This is a genomic window from Pantoea sp. X-Soil-YNGN-785 (assembly GCF_059730585.1).
In genome coordinates this window covers 436,370-452,765 of the sequence record NZ_AP035943.1, presented here as the reverse complement: position 1 = coordinate 452,765, position 16,396 = coordinate 436,370, and the positions used below count along the sequence as shown (strand labels likewise).

The following is a 16,396-nucleotide window of genomic DNA, read 5'->3' as shown; positions in this document are numbered from 1 at the left end:
TTCAGGAACAGAAAGGATTCTGGTCAGTGAAAAAGAACAACAGCACGCCCACGCCTCATAATGCAACATTCCGGCAATTTCTGACTCAGCCGGATATTGCCCGGGATTTTATGGCGCTGCACCTGCCGCCAGAACTGCGCGAATGCTGCGATCTCAGCACATTGAAGCTGGAGTCGGGGTCGTTTGTCGAAGATGACCTTCGGCAGTACTTCAGCGATGTGCTTTACAGTCTTAAAACTACCGCTGGCAATGGATATATTCATGTACTCATTGAGCATCAGTCATCACCTGACAAACATATGGCATTTCGGCTGATGCGCTATGCAGTGGCTGCCATGCAGCGCCATCTTGAAGCTGGGCATAAGAGACTGCCGCTGGTGATACCCATACTGTTTTACGCGGGCAGACGCACTCCCTCTCCTTATTCGACCCGGTGGCTGGATGAGTTCGACGACCCGTTGCTGGCGGACAGGCTTTACAGCCACAGTTTTCCGCTGGTCGATGTCACGACGATTCCTGACGATGAGATCATGCAACACCGCAGCATGGCGGCACTGACCCTGTTGCAGAAACATATCCGGCAGCGGGATCTGGCAGAACTGATGGACAGGCTGGTATCCATTTTGATGGCAGGCGATCACTCTTCATCGCAGGTGATATCACTGATAAACTACATTGTGCAGGCGGGCGAAGTATCAGACGCCAAAACCTTTGTACAGGAGCTGGCACAGCGTGTGCCCCAACACGAGAACGTACTTATGACTATCGCACAACAGCTTGAGCAGATAGGGCTTGAGAAAGGCATTGAGCTGGGCATTGCACAAGGTCGCATCGAAGGCAAAGAGATCGGACTTCAGGAAGGAAGGCAAAGCATGCAACTCAGAATTGCCCGCACCATGCTGACGAGTGGGATGGATCGCAATACTGTCATGCAGATGACCGGTCTTACAGAAGAAGAGCTGGCACAGCTTTCGCACTAAGAATTTTTGAGCGCCGATTAACGCTGACGACTCAAATCGCCAGCTTACTGCACTGAAAATATAAAAATCAGCCTGCCGGAATCATGGGAACACCATCGCTTTTCATCACGGCAAGCCTGTTATTTGCGCGCTCAGAATCAAAATATCGAGCGTCCCAGCTTTTCCGTCAGCAACTCCAGTACAGCGGTACCTGCCAGCGAATTACCTGCACTGTCCAGCCCGGGTGACCAGACGGCAATGCTCATCTCGCCAGGGATGACGGCAATAATTCCGCCACCCACGCCCGACTTCGCAGGCATCCCGACCCGCCACGCAAACTCACCTGCGCCGTCATACATCCCGCTGGTGATCATCAGTGCGTTAATCTGCCGTGCCTGACGCGGTGTAATCATCTGGCTGCCATCCAGTGTTTTACCCTGATTGGCCAGATAGACGAAGGTGCGCGCCAGTTCAACGCAGTTCATCGACAGCGAGCAATAGTGGAAATAGGTCTGCATGACGCTGGTGACATCGTTATCGAAATTACCAAACGACTTCATCAGCCAGGCGATCGCGGCATTGCGGGCAGAATGCTCAAATTCAGAGCGGGCAACGTGGCGATCATAATTGATATCGGGCTGCTGGCTCAGCTGGCGCACAATTTCCAGCATTCGCTGGCGCGGCGCGGTCAGGCGGGTTTCCAGAAGATCACAAATCACCAGCGCCCCGGCATTAATAAACGGATTACGCGGCTTGCCCTGTTCCAGCTCCAGCTGCACCAGGGAATTAAAGGGCTGGCCTGATGGCTCTTTGCCCACCCGCTGCCAGATTTCACTGTCATCATAGCGGGTCAGCGCCACGGTCAGCGATAGCGCTTTGGATATGGACTGAATCGAAAAGCGCGTCTCCGCATCGCCCGCCTGAAAGAGGGTGCCGTCACGCAGGCAAACGGCTATGGCGAGATTGTCGGCCGCGACATCGGCCAGCGCGGGGATATAGTCAGCGACTTTTCCCCTATGGACCAGCGGACGCACCTGATCCAGGACCTCCTGCAACAGAGCATTATTCAGTTCAGACACGCACTTTTCTCCCGTCGGTTTTCGCTGACCGGCAATGCGCTATGCATTTGCGCCCGGTCAGTCATCTGTTATGAGTCGCTGAGCCGCATTTTCAGCTGATGGGTTTTGATTGTGCTGCCAGCGGAGCCAATACCATCTGTAACAGGCTCAGCAGTGCCAGCACGCTGAAGGGCAGCGTCCAGTTACCGCTCTGTTCATGGAGCACGCCAAAAAACAGCGGGCCCAGGGCAGCCAGCGCATAGCCCACACATTGCGCCATGCCTGAAAGTTGTGAGGCCTGACGATGATGGGTGGCGCGCAGATTAAACAGCGAGAGGCAGAGCACCAGTGAAGCCCCGGCGCCCAGTCCGGCCAGTGTCAGCCAGATCACCGCCCATTGCGGATTAAGCAGCAGACCTGACATACCGAGGAAAATACCCGAGGAAGCAATGAATGCGGTGAGCCGGGCATCTTTCACCCGCTTCAGCGCAACCATACAGCCCAGGTTAGCAACGATTGCAATTGCCTGATACCAGAACAGCAGCCAGCCAGCCTGCGCCTGAGTGAAGCCATTATCCTGAGCAAATACGGCAAACCAGTCGATCAGGGTATAAAACGCCAGCGATTGCAGTGCCATGAACAGGGCGATTTGCCAGCCACCGGCTGAGCGCCACACATGATGATGTGCACCCGATTCGTCAGCTGGCGCTAAAGTTGACTGCCGCTGACGTAAAAGCGGCAGCCAGGCGAGCAGCGCAACCAGTCCCGGCAGCGCCCAGACAACCAGTGAGAGTCGCCAGCCCGCCGTTGAGTACTGGCTCAGCGGTACAGCAATGCCGGACGCCAGGCTGGCGGTAATCGACATGGTGGCGGCGTACAGGCCAATGTATCTGGCGGTATGGGCGGTGAAATCGCGCTTAATCAGCGGCGGCAGCAGTACGTTGGCAGCGGCAATGCCTGCGCTCAGCAGCAGCGTTCCGCTCCATAACGCCGCTTCAGCGGGCAGCCAGCGCAACAGTGAACCGGCAGTAATCAGGCACAGTGCGCCCCACAAACTGCGTTCCAGCCCGACCCGATTTCCCAGCCAGGCGGCAGGGGGGGCGAGCAGGGCAAACAGCATCAGTGGAATAAAGTTAAACAGGCCTGCTTCGCTGGCGCTGAGGCCAAAAGTCTGGCGAATATTCTGCAGCACCGGGCCGACGGCGGTAATCGGTGCCCGAAGATTCGCTGCGGTGAGCAGCAGGACGAACAAAAAAAAGCTGGCGCTGGAAAGCGCAGCGAGGGGTTTAGCTTGCTGTTGTACAGGCATCATGGCAGGGATCATCACATGCAGCAGTGCTGCGGGGGGCGTTGGTTGACGTTAACGCTTACGCATCAGAATTGATGTCTGGGCGCTACTTTACTGACCGGTTAGCGGCCTGTAAAGCCTTGTTATGTGATGAAATAGCGTAAATGCGATCTCGCCTCAGCGATCGCTGTAAACTGATTAGTGGAACTCGGGCTCGGGGAAGTGACCGCAGTCGTTCTGGCTGGGATTAGAGCCGGGCTGGCAGGTCTGCTGCCGGGTTTCGGCCGCGGGAACCGGTTTTTCAGCGTGCCACGGGGCGCTACAGGCACTGAGAAGAGAAACCAGAATCATCACACTGACTACGCGCATATCCGCTCCTTATTAACCGTCATGAGTAAGGTCACGTCGGTGATCGGCGGTTGGCAGGTCAGGGACGTCTTACCTGAGTGTGGTCGCTAAGGGGATATTGTCAATTAAAACAGCGCAAACATTAGCGCCACAGGAAAACTCATCGGCCAGGTGGCACCCACCAGAAAGGCGCTCAGCAGTTTGATGCTCAGCTTATCTTTGGCAATGAAAAAGGTGATCAGCGTCGCGACCAGTGCAACAACGGCATAGAAAATTAGCATACCCTGGTACAGTGTCATTGATATCTCCGCAGCGTCATTATGGTTTTCGCTGCGCATGATGCGGAGTTTTGTGATCCAGATCAAGTGAATCAGGGTTTAGCATCTAAAGAAATTACCGGTCAATGCGGCTGACTTGCTCTCTGACTTCCATGAAGATAACGGGCGATTTCAGGCTGAAAACCGTGCCGGAAAATGCGGGTCGGACCTTTGCGGATGCCGCGATCCTGTCTGAACAACTCCTGGCGAATGATTGCTGACTGACCGTGGCCATGACGTAAAAAAGCCCGCGATGGTGGGCGGGCCTGATATTGAAGTGCATAACGACACAGCGTGCGTGTTTTAACTCTGACGATAGAGCGCCATCACCGCTTCCAGATCCGGCGTGCGTGGGTTGCCGCCGGTGCAGACGTCATCCAGTGCCGCCTGCGCCAGTGCAGGAATATCTGCCTCTTGCAAGCCGACCTCACGCAGCGAACGGGGAATGCCCACATCCCGGCAGAGCTGACGAACCGCAGCGACAGCCGCTTCCCGCGCCTGATCCAGCGTCAGCGTGTCGATCTGTTTCACACCCATGGCGCGAGCGATATCGCGATATTTTTCGCCTGTTGACGGGGCATTCCACGCCATCACCTGTGGCAGCAGAATGGCGTTCGCCACGCCGTGCGGCACGTTATAAAAGGCACCCAGCGGATGCGCCATACCATGCACCAGACCAAGTCCGACATTGGAGAAGCCCATCCCGGCCACATATTGCCCCAGTGCCATCTGTTCAACAGCATCAATATTACCCGCCACCGATTCGCGCAGCGAGTGGCTGATAATTTCAATGGCTTTGAGGTGCAGCATGTCAGTCAGGGGCCAGGCACCGCGCGTAATGTACCCTTCAATTGCGTGAGTTAATGCATCAATTCCGGTGGCAGCTTTCAGCGAGGCGGGCATGCTCGCCATCATCTCCGCATCAATAATCGCCACTTTTGGAATGTCATGCGGATCGACGCAGACAAACTTGCGACGATTCTCTTCGTCGGTAATGACATAGTTAATGGTGACTTCTGCCGCGGTGCCTGCCGTGGTTGGAATGGCGATGATGGGCACGCACGGATGACGGGTTGGGCTGACGCCTTCCAGGCTGCGGACATCTTCGAATTCAGGGTTGTTGATAATAATGCCGATCGCTTTGCTGGTGTCCTGCGGTGAGCCACCGCCGATGGCGATAAGGTAGTCAGCACCTGATTCCCTGAACACGGCAACGCCCTGCTGCACCACCCGGATAGTCGGATTCGGTACGACCTCATCATAAACCGCCCAGGCAAGCTGATGCTGTTCCAGCAGGTCAGTGACCCGCTTCAGCGCGCCTGCTGCAACCAGCGCTTTGTCAGTGACAATAAGCGCTTTACGCATCCCGCGACGCTGTACCTCTTCAGGCAAATGACGTAATGCGCCAGCACCAAACCAGGCGGTTTCATTCAGAATCATACGTTGGGTCATCAAAACATCCTCTGTTAACAAATGGTTTTCTACGATCCGTGATCCGCTGTGCAGGTTCTGCGCATAACCTCTCAGTTTCAGGTAAGGACATTTGATAAAAATCAATGAATTAGTAAAAAGTGATGCGCGCATTTCATTCAGACAAGACTTTCGTCTGATGGGGTTGCGATGAGAGGCGGTGAATTATGCCCATCGTCCGTTGTGTGCAACACTTCTTTATCACAAACCCGTCCGCCCATGAGGAATGAAAACATGACCCGATTCGTAATGAATAAGAAGGATGATCTCGTCGACAGCGCGTTAGATGGCATGATTTACGCCAGTCCCTGGCGTAATCTGGTGCGGCTGCAGGTCGATCCCCACATTCGCATCGTGATGCGCAGAGACTGGAAAAAACAGCAGGTCGCACTGATCTCCGGTGGCGGTTCCGGCCATGAGCCTGCCCATGTCGGCTTCATCGGCAAAGGGATGCTGACGGCGGCCGTCTGTGGCGATGTGTTTGCCTCACCCAGCGTTGATGCGGTTTATAACGCCATCATCAACCTTACCGGTGACGCGGGATGCCTGCTGATTGTGAAAAACTACACCGGCGACCGACTCAACTTTGGGCTGGCGGCTGAAAAGGCCCGCAATGCAGGGTTCAGCGTCAATATGGTGATTGTCGGTGATGATGTGGCCTTACCGGATAATCCTCAGCCACGCGGCGTGTCAGGCACGTTGCTGGTGCATAAAGTGGCAGGCTTTGTCGCCGAGCGGGGTGACGATCTGGCGGCGGTAACTGAGGCCGCAGAGGCCGCCAGTCGTGCTATCGCCACCATGGGGGTCGCGCTTTCCAGCTGTCATCTGCCGGATGAACAGACGGGCCAGCGGGTGCCCGACGGCAGCGTGGAAATGGGGCTGGGGATTCACGGCGAGCCGGGCGTTGACATCATGCCGACTCAGAACAGTCAGCAGATTGTGCAGCATCTGCTGGAAAAGGTGATGCCAGGCAAGGATCAGCCCTGCGCGCTGCTGGTGAATAACCTTGGCGGGATGTCGGCGCTGGAGATGAGTCTGGTCACACGCGATCTGATTGAGTCGCCGCTTAGCCAGGGAAGCCGTTATCTGATAGGTCCGGCACCGCTGATGACCGCGCTGGACATGAAAGGCTTTTCCGTCACCCGCATGACGCTGACGCCGCTGTTAGAAGCGGCGATCTGCGCCCCGGTCGAAGTGACCGGTTGGGTTTCGGCGGTTGAGATCACATCACTGAAGCCGGTTAACGCAGCCCGGGAGGCGACAGCGCATCCGGTGCAACCCTCCGAAAACCCGGCGGTCGCTGCCTTTGTGAACCGCATCTGTGAAACGCTGATCGCCAGTGAAAGCGAGCTGAACAAACTGGATGCGCAGGTGGGTGACGGGGATACCGGGTCGACCTTTGCTGCTGGTGCGCGTCAAATCCAGCGTGAATGCGCCGATAATCAGCTGCCGCTGAATGTTCTGCCCGACCTGCTCGCGGTAACGGGTGAGCGACTGGCCACGGTTATGGGTGGTTCCAGCGGCGTGTTGATGGCTATCTTCTTCACCGCCGCCGCGCAGCATTTGTCGGATGGAGATGACTTACCGATCGCTTTACAACAGGGTCTGGAAAAAATGAAGCAGTATGGCGGGGCTAAACCGGGCGATCGTACACTGATTGATGCGCTCCAGCCCGCGATTGAGGCGCTGGTGGCGGGCAAATCGCTGGCAGCCGCAGCAGATGCGGCGCAGCACGGCAGTGATGCAACCGCCAGCATGGGAAAAGCAAAGGCGGGCCGATCATCTTATCTCAACAGCGCGAACCTGAATGGCGTGCCCGATCCCGGTGCGGTTGCAGTCGCCAGCGTTTTTGCGGCATTAAAAACGCTTTAGATCAGTTACGGCGCTAAACGCGTCTGTAAAAAGGCCAGTAACTGGCGGTTTACTTCGCTGCGCTGACGGTGCTGCGGGTAAACCGCATTCAGTGAGAGCGGTGGAGGCTGGCAGCCGTCCAGCACCGTCACCAGTACCCCCCTTTGCAGGGCTGACTCAACGATAAAAGCGGGTAGCAGGACCAGTCCGAGTCCCGCCAGGGCGGCATCACGCAGCACTTCGCCATTGTTACTTACCATAGGGCCCTGAACCGCCAGCCACTTCGCTTTGCCATTAACCTGCAGTTCCCAGCCATTCTGTCCTTCCCGTCCATAGCGCAGACAGGCGTGTTGCAATAACTCATCCGGATGTTGAGGCGTGCCAGCCCGTTTCAGGTAGTCAGGACTGCAGCAGATCACCCGCTTCAGTTCGCCCAGCGGGCGGGCAATCAGCGTGGAATCGGCCAGGGTGCCAATACGGATTGCCATATCGACGCCTTCGCCAATTACATCAACATAGCGATCCGCCAGCTCAATCTGAAACTGCAGTGCCGGATGATGACTCAGAAATTCCGCAATCAGCGGTGACAGGTGGCTCATGCCAAACGACATCGGCAGATTGATGCGGAAAGTGCCGCGCAGCGTATGCTGCTGCTCCGACACTGCCAGTTCGGCTTCCTGAATCTCATCCAGAATGCGCTGAGCATGTTGCGCAAACAGCAGACCCGCATCCGTCACTGACAGCTTGCGGGTGTTACGTATCAGCAGACGTACGCCTAATGACGCTTCCAGCGCGGCCATGCGGCGGCTGACATACTGTTTCGATAACATCAGCTGCTCAGCGGCTGCAGTGAAGTTACCAGCATGTATCACGGCGATGTAAATCCGGAGATCTTCAATCTGCATAGTGTCCACTTATCGGTGAGAGTGACGGGGTTTCAGGCGAAAACTCAGCGGCAGGCGTTAACTTATATCGGGTAATGCGTCTTAGGGCAACGCGTCAGCACCCTCAGCCAGCGCGACAGCGATCATAGATTTGCCGTTTCGCAATATTTAAACGGGCGGTCATCCGGGCTAAATGAGTTAAAGCCGTTATAGTAAGCAGGCAGTGATGCAATCCATCCGGAATTAACCTGATAAGGAGTGGCTGGTGAAAAAATTACTCTGCGCAACGGTGCTTGCCGTTTTGCCAATAACCGCGCTGGCAGCGTCGGTGTTTACGCTGCAATCACAGGACTTCAGCGATAATGCGCTACTGGACAAAAAGTTTGCCGGTGCCAATAAAAGTAATCCTTCCTGCACCGGTGAGAATATTTCTCCCGAGCTTAACTGGTCTGCGATTCCGGCGGACACCCGTAGTCTGGCTCTGCTGATGACCGATCCGGTCGGGGCCAAAGGGCTGGGCGTGACACATATGGTGGCCTATAACATTCCGGCCAGCCGTTCGTCGTTTGCGCAGGGCGCGCTGACAGAGGGCAAGGACTATACCGGCGGAAAAAATACCCCCGGGACACAGCACTATTACGGACCTTGTCCACCGAAAGGCAGCGGCCTGCATCACTATAACTTTGTGCTGATCGCCACTGATTTGCCGGTGGGCCAGCTGAAGCCGGGGTTAACTCAGGCAGAGCTGGTGGCCCAGTTGAAAGGTCACGCCCTGGGCGCGGCCAGCACGGTTGGCCGCTTCAGCAACGAATAAGCGTTGAGTTTTCAGAGGCAGTGACCTGTAGCCTGCCTCTGCGCGCAGCGGGTCAGTCGCCGCTGAACATCTCACGGATGCGCATCGCGATGTGATCGGTATGGGTCTCCAGCGCGAAGTGACCGCTATCCAGCAGCTCGACCACCGCCTGCGGATTATCGCGCTGCCAGGCCACGGCGCCGGGTGGAATAAAGAAAGGATCGTGTTTGCCCCAGATCACCAGCGTCGGGAGCTGCTGCTGGCGAAAGAATGCCTGAAATTCCGGGTAGCGTTTGAGATTGCTGGCGTAATCAAGGAACAGTGCCTGCTGAATATCTTTGTTTCCGGGACGCTCCATCAGCAGCGTGTCCAGAGTATAACTTTCCGGGGCGATCTGCTGCGGATCGCTGACCCCATGCAGATACTGCCACTTAACCCCTTCGGCTGTCAGGATGGCGTCGCGGATCACCTCACCGTTTTCCTCGCTGGGTTCCGCCCAGTATGCGCGAACCGGTGCCCAGGCGTCTCCCAGTCCCTCCAGATAGGCATTACCGTTTTGCGATATCAGTCCGCTGACGCGATCCGGGTAGGCCAGCGCCAGCCGCAGACCTGCGGGAGCACCATAGTCGAAAACATACATTGCGTAGCGTTTCAGCCCGAGTGCATCGACAAACGCGGTAAGCGTCTGGCCGAGCGCGTCGAAAGTCCATGAATAGTTACGTTCGGCGGGGACGTCAGTAAAACCAAAGCCAGGCAGATCGGGCGCGATGATATGGAACTTATCGGACAGAAGCGGGATGAGATTGCGAAACTGATGAGAAGAGGTGGGAAAACCGTGCAGCAGTAGCAACACCGGCAGTGATGGATCGCCCGCTTCACGATAGAAAACATTAACGCCGTCGGTCTGCTGATAACGATAAGAAACAGAGTGTGTGTGCATGATATTTTCCTGTAACTGGTTAAATGGCATTTATAGGGTTACAAGGGCTTATTATGCAGCGATTATGTAACCTGTCAAATTGATATTTAGTGGTTACACCAGGCCGTCTGTAACTATTATTCTGCCTTTTTATCGGTTACAGTAGCGTCAGAAGATTTCAATAATGAGGGCGACATCATGGCGGAAACGCAATCACACTCCGGCCAGGGGCCGTGGTTTCTGGCCGATCATCCGGCGCTGGATTTTATCAACACCGAGGCTATCGCAGAGGGGCGGCCACACGATTTCTGGCAAAGCGATCAGGATGTTGAAGCCTGGCTGCAACAGGCCGGACTGCTAACCGACGGATCTGCGCCGCAGTATGAGCCGGGCGCGCTGGTGCAGGCCGCACGTCAGTTACGTCAGATTGTTCGTGATGCTGTGCAGCAGCATAAAGCAGGTGAGAATGTGAGTACTGAGGCGCTGAATGTCTGGCTGGGCCAGGCAACGAGTCACCTGCAACTGAGTGGGGAGTCGGGTTCGCTGACTATCCGGCGCGTTTACGCCAGCCAGAACGTAAGGCAGCGACTGGGACAGGTTGCAGAACAGGCTGCAATGCTGCTCACGCAGGAAGATTTCAGCAGAGTCCGAGCCTGTGAACATCCCGACTGCACCCTGTGGTTTTACGATCGTACCAAAGCGCATCGCCGCCGCTGGTGCAGCATGGCACTGTGTGGCAATCGGGCGAAAGTTGCGCGTTTCAGGGCAGTAAAATCAGGTGGGTAGAGCGTGCGTCTGCCAGATAAAAAAACACCCTGCAGGGCAGGGTGTCAGAAACGTTATTTAGCCGCGGTCGTGGCGGACTTTTGCCGTTTACGCAGCTTATCGATTAGTCGATGGGCTTCCGCTTTGGTTGCTACCGCAGGTGAGGAGCCGGTCAGCGGCTGACGCGCCGTTTCCCGTACCGTCAGAATGGTCAGCAGGCCAATCACGCCTGCGCCCATCATGTAATAAGCGGGCATCATGTTGTTTTTGGTGGTATCCACCAGCCACGCGGTAATCAGCGGTGTGGTACCGCCGAACAGCGACACCGACAGGTTAAAGCCGATAGCCAGTGCGCTGTAACGAATATCCGTCGTAAACAGGGCTGGCAGCGTCGAAGGCATGGTGCCGCTGAAGCAGGTGTGCAGCACGCCCAGAATCAGCAGGCCGCCAAATACCGCCCACATGTTGCCGGAACCAATCAGCATAAAGCTGGGAATGGCGAGCAGGATCAGGCCTACTGCTCCAAAGCCAATCACCGGACGACGACCAATGCGATCGGTCCAGCGCCCCCACAGCAGCGTCAGCGGCATCATCACGAACATCGCCACCATCACCAGCAGCAGACCACTCAGCTCTGGCAGTCCCAGTACGCCGGTGAGGTAACTCGGCATATACGAGGTCAGCATGTAGTTAGAGACGTTGAACAGCAGTACCAGACCGATACATTTCAGCATAGGCGCACGATACTTGCTCAGCATCTGCATCAGCGTCAGGCGCGGTTTGCTCTGCTCCAGCGCTTCCTGCTTTTCCATGTGCTGCTGGAATGCCGGGGTTTCTTCCAGCTTCAGACGGACATAGAGGCCGAACAGACCCAGCGGCGCGGCAATAAAGAACGGCACGCGCCAGCCCCAGGACATCATCGCCTCGTTCGACATCACGGTGGTCATCACCGTGACCAGGCTGGCCCCGAGCAGGTAGCCGCCAATGGTACCGAACTCCAGGAAGCTGCCCATAAAGCCACGGCGTTTGTCGGTGGAGTACTCCGCAATAAAGGTCGCTGCGCCACCATATTCACCGCCGGTCGAGAAGCCCTGAATCAGGCGCGCAACCAGCAGCAGAATCGGGGCCATAATCCCGATCGACGAATAGGCCGGGATCAGCCCGATGCAGAATGTCCCGATCGACATCATGATCATCGTCATCGCCAGCACTTTCTGGCGGCCGATGCGGTCACCCAGCGGGCCAAACACCAGGCCGCCAATCGGACGCACGAGGAAGGCCGCCGCAAACGTACCAAAGGTGGCGATCAGCTGCACCGCGTTGTTGGCATCCGGGAAAAAGACTTTGCCGATGATGACGGCAAGATAGCTGTATACGCCAAAGTCGAACCATTCCATCGCGTTACCGAGCGCCGCTGCGCCAACTGCGCGCTTCAGCATGTCGTTATCGATGACGGTAATGTCGTCAACAGTCAGCTCTTTGGGCTTCCTGTTCCAGAAATGTTTCTTTGGGTGTTCAGACGATGTGTTTCTGGTGTCCATATTCTCCTCAGGTACTTCAATGAAGGAGTCTTATAGCTTTCGCAGCCGCAAATAATGTTCAGAAGAAACCGTGGAAATGAAAGCTATAAGAAGCCGAATAATTTTTAAGTGAAGCGGCAGAAACCGCAGCCGGTAAACCTTAGACTACGAATGTAAGGTTTTGCAAGTTTTCAGCCGAAATAACTGGCTTTGCTGACAAAACCAGCACACTGCACTTACTCATGCCTGCTTACGCTCATAAACATTTGGTCATATCCCGCGTTTATGGCTCAGATGCTGTCTGGCGCTGATTTCATCAGCCACGCCTGCGCTCATTAATCAGCTTCAGGCCGTCAATGCGGTCCAGCGCCTGCAGCAGCTGTTCCGTGCTGGCGGTCAGGCTGATACGGATATAATCTCGCCCGGCGGGGCCAAAGCCGTGACCTGGTGCCACCAGCAGATGACACTCTCGCAGTAACAGGCTGGCGAACTCCTCGCCGGTAAAACCGGGTGGCGCAGGCAGCCAGAGGAAAAAGGTGCCCTGACGAGCGCGCACCGGCCAGTGCATCGTTGCCAGCCTGGCGAGTACCACGCGACGCCGCTGGTGATAAGGATCAGCCAGACGGTTAAGTTGCTCAGCAGAGAGCGACAAGGCGGTGATGGCGGCATCCTGCACCGCGCCAGACACCGTGCTGTAGCTGTGAGTATGCAGTTTTTTAAAAGCCGCAATAATCGAGGCGTTTCCCACAGCAAAGCCCACACGCCAGCCTGCCATTAACGCGCTTTTCGACAGGGTGTAAATTTCCACCCCCCAATCTTTGGCATCGGGCTGGGTCAGCAGACTCAGCAGCTGCTCGCCCGACTCACTGCCCAGCGTGGCGTAGGCGAAGTCATGGATCAGCGGAATATGGTGCTGGCGGGCGAAAGCCAGCGCGTCGGCGAACAGCGCGGGCGTCGCCAGTGCGCCGGTGGGATTATGGGGATAGTTGAGCATAACCAGACCGGCGCGCGCGGTAATCTCATCCGGCACCTGAGTAAAATCGGGCAGGAAAGCGTTGCGCGCCTCCAGCGGGATGCCATAAAAATTGGCACCGGCCTGGCGTGCTGCTGAGCGATAGATTGGATAACAGGGATCGGTGGAGATTAATACCTGGCCCGGGTTGAGCAGGGCGCGGGGAAAGCCGTTGACGCCAATGTGCGCGCCCTGAAACAGCGCAACTTCGGTATCGGGATCCAGCATGACCCCATAGTGACGCTGGTAAAAGTCAGCGATAGCCTGACGCAGGGCGGGCTTTCCCCAGAAGGAGGGATACTCATGATTTTCAGGCTGCGCCGCCGCAGCCTGAAAGGAGGCGATGACCGCAGGCGGCGTAGGCTGACGTGGGCTGCCCGATGAGAGATCGATAAGCGGTAACTGCGATGCATCCAGTTCTGCTGCCTGCTTCTCGAGTAAGCTGAAAAGATTCTCTTCCAGCCCTGCGACCAAATCTGAAGCTGCAAACTCCGCCATAACCGTCCCGCAATAAAGAGTGTGAAGCGGAAAAGAATGACACAGCCGCGTTTCATTTCGTTAGCAGAAATAACGCTGAAGATTGCCGCCATCTGGATATTCAGCCTGTGACTATCGTTAGCATAAATAAGCCAAAGTCGGGGCCGGTTTTGCCTGTTCCTGATTGTAAGGGCTGTGATTAAATCGATTGCTCTCACAATAATGAATCAGGAAGCATTATGCGCATTACTTCACGGGGAATTATTTTTTCACTGACGGCTGTTTCAATTTTTATCTCTGCTGCGCAAGCCGCAGACCAGAAAAAAATACGCATCGGTTTTAATCCGGGTCCGTATAAAGAGCAGTTTGAACAAGGCGTGGCGCCTCTGTTAATTAAGCAGGGTTATACGCTGGAATATAAAGATTTCAGCGATGGCATTCAGGTTAATGATGCTGTTCATCGCGGCACGATTGACGCCAATATCATGCAGCATCCGGTCTATCTGAAGTCGGTTAACGATCGGCTTGGCATCGATAATGTCGGTATTGTGCAGGTGCCGACCCCGCCAATGGGGCTCTATTCTGAACGCGCAAAAACGCTGACGCAGCCTGCGCCAGGCAGCACGGTCTCTGTGCCGAATCAACCCTCAAATGAGTATCGGGCTGCGCTGTTACTTCAGAGCATAGGCTGGCTTAAAATCAGCCCGAAGAGTGATGCCGCGACCTTCTCGCAGAAAAACATTACGGAGAACCCCTACAAAATCGTGCTGAAAGAGATGGATAATGCCCAGCAGGTGCGCGCACTGCCTGATGTGGATTTTGGTGTCATTCAGGGTAACTTCGCGGTCTCCAGTGGGCTGAAACTCAATTCCGCGCTGAAACTGGAGGCACCAACCAGCCAGTTTATTAACGTGGTAACTGTAGCAGGTAAAAATAAGCAGGCTCAGTTTGCCCGTGACATTATTGCCGGCTATCACTCGCCGGAATTCAAAGCGTATATCACCAGTAATGCGCAATATGCGGGCTATCTGTTGCCAGACTATTTCAAATGAGTCAGACGGCTATCGCGTTTCACCAGGTCAGCAAAATCTTTGCACGTAACGGGACAGAAGTGCAGGCGCTGCAGGATATTAATCTGCGCATCAACCAGGGCGATATTTTTGGCGTTATCGGCACCAGCGGTGCCGGAAAAAGCACGCTGCTGCGCCTGATTAATCATCTGGAAACGCCGACGACCGGCACGGTGGAGGTGCAGGGTGAAGCGTTACAGGGGATCAGCAAAAAGCGGTTAATTGACGTCAAAAAGCAGATTGGGATGATCTTTCAGCACTTTAATCTGCTCAATGCCCGTACCGTATTTCACAATGTGGCCATCCCGCTGATATTGCAGGGACGGAGTAAAGATTTTATCGCCACCCGCGTGGCGGAACTGCTGGCGTTTGTGAACCTCAGCGACAAAGCCAACAGCTACCCGGACGAACTCTCCGGCGGTCAGAAACAGCGCGTCGGGATTGCCCGTGCGCTGGCGACCAATCCTGCCATTCTGCTGTGCGATGAGGCAACGTCGGCGCTGGATCCTCAGACCACGGTGCAGATTCTGCTGTTGTTACAGGAAATCAATCAGCGTTACGGCATCACCATTGTGCTGATCACCCATGAGATGTCGGTAGTGCAGAAGATCTGCAACCGGATGGCGGTGATGGCGCACGGGCGCATTGTTGAACAGGGCGATGTCCTGACGCTGTTCGCCGAACCGCAGCAGGCGGTGAGCGCCAGCTTTGTGCAGTCGGTCATTCACGATCGCCTGCCACAGCAGACGCTTGAATTGCTCAGCGAGCATCCGGCAGCCGACGCGTTGCGGCTGGAGTTTGTCGGCAGCACGGCACAGCAGCCGGTAATCAATCAGCTGATCCATAACTATGAGGTGGAGGTGAATATTCTGTTCGCCAGCATGACGGAGGTGCAGCGCACCATTCTGGGTTTCATGATTGTGCAGATCAAAGGTGAACCCGCGCAGCGCGAGGCGGCGATTCAGTTTCTCACCGCGACCGGAGTAAAAATCAGTGATGTCTGAACTCTTTGAAACGGCTGTAACCGGCGATCAGTTCCTGACGGCGATGCAGGACACGCTGATTATGGTGGGGCTGTCGCTGGGCTTTGGTTCGCTGCTGGGGCTGCCGCTGGGCATTATTCTGGTGGTCTGCCGGCCGGGCGGAATACAGCCGCAGCGTCTGGTGCATCAGTTGCTGAACCCCGTTGTGAATATTATCCGTTCGCTGCCGTTCGTTATTCTGCTGATCACTATCCTGCCGCTGACGCGCCTGCTGGTGAACACCACGATCGGCACGGCGGGTGCCATTGTGCCGCTGGTGATCTTTATTGCGCCTTATATCTCGCGGCTGGTGGAAAGCGCCCTGCTGGAGGTCGACGAAGGTATCCTGGAATCAGCCAACGCGATGGGGGCCACCACGCTGCAGACTATCTGGTATTTCATGCTGCCGGAGGCCGCTTCTTCACTGGTGCTGGCGCTGACCACCGCCACCATTGGACTGCTGGGCGCCACGGCGATGGCGGGCACGGTGGGTGGCGGCGGCATCGGTGACCTCGCCATTACCTACGGTTATCAGCGCTTTGACGCCTTTGCCACGATTTCGACTGCGCTGGTTCTCATTATTATTGTCCAGCTTCTGCAAACCCTGGGAACGCGTATTTCACGCCGTATCCGACGCGAGTAA

General features: G+C 55.9%; 16 protein-coding genes. 7 read left to right on the top strand and 9 right to left on the bottom strand.

What is annotated here, in order from left to right:
* Nucleotides 1–26: 26 nt before the first annotated feature.
* Entirely contained in the window at nt 27–980 is a 954-nt protein-coding gene (locus tag AC6I8E_RS20745) for an Rpn family recombination-promoting nuclease/putative transposase (RefSeq protein WP_147788912.1), read from the top strand.
* Between the two features lie 137 nt (nt 981–1,117).
* On the opposite strand, the gene glsB is transcribed toward AC6I8E_RS20745, so the two are convergent.
* The 5 genes from glsB to fucO all read right to left on the bottom strand — a co-directional run bounded on the left by glsB (nt 1,118) and on the right by fucO (nt 5,422).
* On the bottom strand, nt 1,118–2,038 hold the full coding sequence (gene glsB, locus AC6I8E_RS20740) for a glutaminase B (protein ID WP_033784998.1): 921 nt from the start codon (nt 2,036–2,038) through the stop codon (nt 1,118–1,120).
* 91 nt (nt 2,039–2,129) lie between these two features.
* A complete protein-coding gene (locus AC6I8E_RS20735; RefSeq protein ID WP_497824759.1) occupies nt 2,130–3,329 on the bottom strand; it encodes a CynX/NimT family MFS transporter in 1,200 nt (399 codons plus the stop codon).
* Between the two features lie 174 nt (nt 3,330–3,503).
* On the bottom strand, nt 3,504–3,674 hold the full coding sequence (locus AC6I8E_RS20730; RefSeq protein ID WP_013196156.1) for a YdgH/BhsA/McbA family protein: 171 nt from the start codon (nt 3,672–3,674) through the stop codon (nt 3,504–3,506).
* Nucleotides 3,675–3,778: 104 nt separating this feature from the next.
* Complete coding sequence (locus AC6I8E_RS20725) at nt 3,779–3,952, bottom strand: GhoT/OrtT family toxin (protein WP_008924737.1); 174 nt, start codon at nt 3,950–3,952, stop codon at nt 3,779–3,781.
* Between the two features lie 321 nt (nt 3,953–4,273).
* A complete protein-coding gene (gene fucO / locus AC6I8E_RS20720; protein ID WP_147788909.1) occupies nt 4,274–5,422 on the bottom strand; it encodes a lactaldehyde reductase in 1,149 nt (382 codons plus the stop codon).
* A gap of 252 nt (nt 5,423–5,674) precedes the next feature.
* Between fucO and AC6I8E_RS20715 the strand changes: the two genes are divergently transcribed.
* Complete coding sequence (locus AC6I8E_RS20715) at nt 5,675–7,312, top strand: dihydroxyacetone kinase subunit DhaK (RefSeq protein WP_497824758.1); 1,638 nt, start codon at nt 5,675–5,677, stop codon at nt 7,310–7,312.
* A gap of 5 nt (nt 7,313–7,317) precedes the next feature.
* Here the strand turns inward: AC6I8E_RS20715 and AC6I8E_RS20710 are convergent, their stop codons facing one another.
* Nucleotides 7,318–8,196 (bottom strand): LysR family transcriptional regulator, encoded by an 879-nt coding sequence (locus AC6I8E_RS20710; protein ID WP_497824757.1) that lies wholly within the window; start codon nt 8,194–8,196, stop codon nt 7,318–7,320.
* Nucleotides 8,197–8,440: 244 nt separating this feature from the next.
* Here AC6I8E_RS20710 and AC6I8E_RS20705 point away from each other — a divergent pair, with 244 nt between their 5' ends.
* Entirely contained in the window at nt 8,441–8,989 is a 549-nt protein-coding gene (locus AC6I8E_RS20705) for a YbhB/YbcL family Raf kinase inhibitor-like protein (protein WP_370422891.1), read from the top strand.
* Nucleotides 8,990–9,041: 52 nt separating this feature from the next.
* Here AC6I8E_RS20705 and AC6I8E_RS20700 read toward each other — a convergent pair whose 3' ends face one another.
* Nucleotides 9,042–9,908 carry an alpha/beta fold hydrolase gene (locus AC6I8E_RS20700; protein ID WP_418163159.1) on the bottom strand — a complete coding sequence of 289 codons (867 nt, stop codon included), beginning with the start codon at nt 9,906–9,908 and terminating at the stop codon, nt 9,042–9,044.
* A gap of 177 nt (nt 9,909–10,085) precedes the next feature.
* Between AC6I8E_RS20700 and AC6I8E_RS20695 the strand changes: the two genes are divergently transcribed.
* The gene (locus AC6I8E_RS20695) at nt 10,086–10,673 is read left to right on the top strand and encodes a CGNR zinc finger domain-containing protein (RefSeq protein WP_497824756.1); all 588 of its coding nucleotides are present in this window, start codon (nt 10,086–10,088) and stop codon (nt 10,671–10,673) included.
* Nucleotides 10,674–10,726: 53 nt separating this feature from the next.
* On the opposite strand, the gene proP is transcribed toward AC6I8E_RS20695, so the two are convergent.
* Entirely contained in the window at nt 10,727–12,193 is a 1,467-nt protein-coding gene (gene proP / locus AC6I8E_RS20690; protein ID WP_497824755.1) for a glycine betaine/L-proline transporter ProP, read from the bottom strand.
* A gap of 295 nt (nt 12,194–12,488) precedes the next feature.
* Entirely contained in the window at nt 12,489–13,682 is a 1,194-nt protein-coding gene (locus AC6I8E_RS20685) for an aminotransferase class I/II-fold pyridoxal phosphate-dependent enzyme (protein WP_497824754.1), read from the bottom strand.
* Nucleotides 13,683–13,900: 218 nt separating this feature from the next.
* On the opposite strand from AC6I8E_RS20685, the gene AC6I8E_RS20680 reads away from it, so the two are divergent.
* From AC6I8E_RS20680 to AC6I8E_RS20670, 3 genes are read left to right on the top strand one after another with little or no spacing between them, the layout of a single operon-like run.
* Nucleotides 13,901–14,713 carry a MetQ/NlpA family ABC transporter substrate-binding protein gene (locus AC6I8E_RS20680; protein WP_497824753.1) on the top strand — a complete coding sequence of 271 codons (813 nt, stop codon included), beginning with the start codon at nt 13,901–13,903 and terminating at the stop codon, nt 14,711–14,713.
* Nucleotides 14,710–15,735: a methionine ABC transporter ATP-binding protein gene (locus AC6I8E_RS20675; RefSeq protein WP_497824752.1), complete on the top strand. Its 1,026-nt coding sequence runs from the start codon at nt 14,710–14,712 to the stop codon at nt 15,733–15,735. Before AC6I8E_RS20680 ends, AC6I8E_RS20675 begins: the two co-directional genes overlap by 4 nt.
* Nucleotides 15,728–16,396, top strand: coding sequence for a methionine ABC transporter permease (locus AC6I8E_RS20670; protein ID WP_095708083.1), 669 nt, complete (start codon nt 15,728–15,730; stop codon nt 16,394–16,396). The genes AC6I8E_RS20675 and AC6I8E_RS20670 overlap by 8 nt, the downstream gene beginning before the upstream one ends.

What these genes read in the sequence shown, in the direction of transcription:
- AC6I8E_RS20735 (WP_497824759.1), bottom strand. Translation starts at nt 3,329, where the DNA reads ATGATGCCTGTACAACAGCAAGCTAAACCCCTCGCTGCGCTTTCCAGC.
- AC6I8E_RS20730 (WP_013196156.1), bottom strand. Translation starts at nt 3,674, where the DNA reads ATGCGCGTAGTCAGTGTGATGATTCTGGTTTCTCTTCTCAGTGCCTGT.
- AC6I8E_RS20725 (WP_008924737.1), bottom strand. Translation starts at nt 3,952, where the DNA reads ATGACACTGTACCAGGGTATGCTAATTTTCTATGCCGTTGTTGCACTG.
- fucO (WP_147788909.1), bottom strand. Translation starts at nt 5,422, where the DNA reads ATGACCCAACGTATGATTCTGAATGAAACCGCCTGGTTTGGTGCTGGC.
- AC6I8E_RS20715 (WP_497824758.1), top strand. Translation starts at nt 5,675, where the DNA reads ATGACCCGATTCGTAATGAATAAGAAGGATGATCTCGTCGACAGCGCG.
- AC6I8E_RS20710 (WP_497824757.1), bottom strand. Translation starts at nt 8,196, where the DNA reads ATGCAGATTGAAGATCTCCGGATTTACATCGCCGTGATACATGCTGGT.
- AC6I8E_RS20700 (WP_418163159.1), bottom strand. Translation starts at nt 9,908, where the DNA reads ATGCACACACACTCTGTTTCTTATCGTTATCAGCAGACCGACGGCGTT.
- AC6I8E_RS20695 (WP_497824756.1), top strand. Translation starts at nt 10,086, where the DNA reads ATGGCGGAAACGCAATCACACTCCGGCCAGGGGCCGTGGTTTCTGGCC.
- proP (WP_497824755.1), bottom strand. Translation starts at nt 12,193, where the DNA reads ATGGACACCAGAAACACATCGTCTGAACACCCAAAGAAACATTTCTGG.
- AC6I8E_RS20685 (WP_497824754.1), bottom strand. Translation starts at nt 13,682, where the DNA reads ATGGCGGAGTTTGCAGCTTCAGATTTGGTCGCAGGGCTGGAAGAGAAT.
- AC6I8E_RS20680 (WP_497824753.1), top strand. Translation starts at nt 13,901, where the DNA reads ATGCGCATTACTTCACGGGGAATTATTTTTTCACTGACGGCTGTTTCA.
- AC6I8E_RS20675 (WP_497824752.1), top strand. Translation starts at nt 14,710, where the DNA reads ATGAGTCAGACGGCTATCGCGTTTCACCAGGTCAGCAAAATCTTTGCA.
- AC6I8E_RS20670 (WP_095708083.1), top strand. Translation starts at nt 15,728, where the DNA reads ATGTCTGAACTCTTTGAAACGGCTGTAACCGGCGATCAGTTCCTGACG.